Consider the following 2,217-nt stretch of genomic DNA (forward strand, 5'->3'; position numbering starts at 1 on the left):
TGACCTGCTGTCTGCTTTATTTCTGATAGCCATTGTTTAAAACGCAAGTAACGCATTCCACCGCCTTCAAAACGGCGCGATTGAAAATTCACGGTACCACTGAACATGTCACCACTTGCACCACGTATCGCCCACCCCGTTTTGGTACCTAGATCAAAACAAAGAATCGTGTTATTCACTGCGCCTCTCCATACACAATGTGTTTTATTAGGTTGTTTTTTTCCGAAAATGAAAGAAAGAACGGTGTGTAAAATATGCAAGCAGTTTTAAATTGGATAGAACAGCATCCTGTATTATTTTCAGCGTTTTCTGTATTATTTTCAGCACTTTCTTCGGTTGGTGCTTTATTATCAGCAATTTTTGCTTTTCGTTCTATTAAACAGACATTGAAATTAAGAAAGGAAGACAAAATAGAAGCTGAAAAATCAAGAAAGGAAGATCTAGAAAAGTTTAAAGCTGAATTAGCTAATGCCATGGACATAGCTAAATCAACTAAACAACAAGCACAAGCGCTAGAAAAGCTTACCAACGTTCTAGAAAAACAGACAGAAATTTTAGAGCAAAGAAAACTTAATGTTTTGTCACAATATATGCGAACATATAAAGATCCCGATAGTGACGTATTTTTATTCATCGATATAGCTTTATTCATTGCAAATCCTACAAAACAACCAATTACAATCAATTCGATTAGTATAAATAAAGACAGCCTTTTTAGATTTATTCATGCAACATATAGTATATCCTATCCTTTTCCTCCTTATAAAAAGGTACACACCATCTCCCCCAAAAATTTCAAACTTCTCTGTTTAAAAAAACCTAAAGTAGAACCTAAAATATATGATACTCTTAATGTATTTAGCCTTGATGTTTCCAGCTCGCTATACTTGGTTCTTACTATCGCACCTATAAATAATAATACACCATCTAGACTAGCATTCACTTTAGAACACACTGCCGTAGATCCTCAAAATCCACCAGAAAAAGTGAATTTTCCCGTCCGCGATATTCAATACTTTGAACCAGAACTCTTACAGCTGTTACGTTCAAAGAATAATGGTTTTCCAATTTGAACAATAACGCTGTTGTTCCTCAATACTTTTTTCAGCCAACTCGGCCCATGTCAGTGGCTTTGGCCTCACAAGATGAAATAATAAATATTGCGATCTATCCCATTTATTAACTTCTTCAATTGTAACGGTTTTTTTTGCCATAAACCATGTATGGACATCGTTAATAATTTGAATTGCTTCATTCTTTCTCTGTTCATCCATCATTAATTGTTGCAATATCTTTCGTGCTCTATCATCATCTTTTTCATCACTATATTCATTTATAATTGGAGCTTTGTTTACAAACTCTCTTACAAGCGCACGAACATCTTCAGGCTCTTGAAGATTGTCATTAATATTTTCATATTCAGTCAAATATTCTTGCTCTTTAGATTTCTTCTGTTCAGATTCCAACAAACGTTCTTGCACTTCTTTTTGTAATTTTTGTAAATGTTGTATTTTCTCTTCATTTTCTGCTAGCTGTCCTTCCATCAACGCTTTTTGTGACGCTATTAACTCATCTCGTTCTTTTATCGCTTGTCTAAGCATTTTTATGTTTTTAAAATTGGTATAAACCGCATAACATGAACACAAATTAGCAATACAAGATATAATAAGTGCAATTAAGCCCATCCCTCTCTCCTCACTTACCCTTCTTCTTACTCTTCTTATTCTTATGAGCCGGCGCTTTTACTGCTTCATCACGCTGTTTAAGCTCTTGTGTTAGTCTTTCAACTTCCTCGTCGCGTGATTGAACATCTGCTTTTAGTGCCTGTATCTTTTCACTGTTCCGTTTAAACTCTTCTCGGTACGCATCTATCTTTTGTTTAAGTTCTTCAATTTCCTCGTCACGTTCTTCAATCTCTTGCTTCAGTTCTTCCATTTCCTCGTCGTCACATTCTTCCATCTTTTGTTTCAGTTCATCAATTTCCTCGTCGCGTTCTTCAATCTCTTGCTTCAATTCTTTAATTTCCTCGTCGCGTAATTGCACATCTACTTCGAGTTCTTTAATTTCTTGCTTCAGTTCTTTAATTTCCTCGTCGTCACATTCTTTCATCTTTTGTTTCAGTTCATCAATTTCCGTATCACGTGATTGAACATCTGCTTTTAGTGCCTGTATCTTTTCACTTTTCCGTTTAAACTCTTCTCGGTACGCATCTATCTT

At 35.3% G+C, this 2,217-nt stretch carries 3 protein-coding genes; 1 reads left to right on the plus strand and 2 read right to left on the minus strand.

Going from position 1 to position 2,217, the window contains the following annotated elements; all coding sequences use genetic code 11:
- The first annotated feature begins 254 nt into the window (after window positions 1–254).
- Entirely contained in the window at window positions 255–1,073 is an 819-nt protein-coding gene (locus tag ACFIKB_RS09095) for a hypothetical protein (RefSeq protein ID WP_375620297.1), read from the plus strand.
- Here the strand turns inward: ACFIKB_RS09095 and ACFIKB_RS09100 are convergent.
- Together ACFIKB_RS09100 and ACFIKB_RS09105 are read right to left on the minus strand one after the other, a co-directional pair.
- Complete coding sequence (locus ACFIKB_RS09100; RefSeq protein ID WP_375635679.1) at window positions 1,047–1,685, minus strand: hypothetical protein; 639 nt, start codon at window positions 1,683–1,685, stop codon at window positions 1,047–1,049. The two genes, ACFIKB_RS09095 and ACFIKB_RS09100, sit on opposite strands and share 27 nt — an antisense overlap.
- A 10-nt stretch (window positions 1,686–1,695) precedes the next feature.
- A partial coding sequence (locus ACFIKB_RS09105) for a hypothetical protein (RefSeq protein ID WP_375653426.1) occupies window positions 1,696–2,217 on the minus strand: 522 nt, incomplete at its 5' end.

Origin of the sequence: Bartonella sp. MR110HLJHH, assembly GCF_042194225.1 — a bacterium.
GTDB classification, from domain to species: domain Bacteria; phylum Pseudomonadota; class Alphaproteobacteria; order Rhizobiales; family Rhizobiaceae; genus Bartonella; species Bartonella grahamii.

Excerpts from the sequence above, each read along its gene's own strand:
- ACFIKB_RS09095 (WP_375620297.1), top strand. The coding sequence starts at position 255 with ATGCAAGCAGTTTTAAATTGGATAGAACAGCATCCTGTATTATTTTCA.
- ACFIKB_RS09100 (WP_375635679.1), bottom strand. The coding sequence starts at position 1,685 with ATGGGCTTAATTGCACTTATTATATCTTGTATTGCTAATTTGTGTTCA.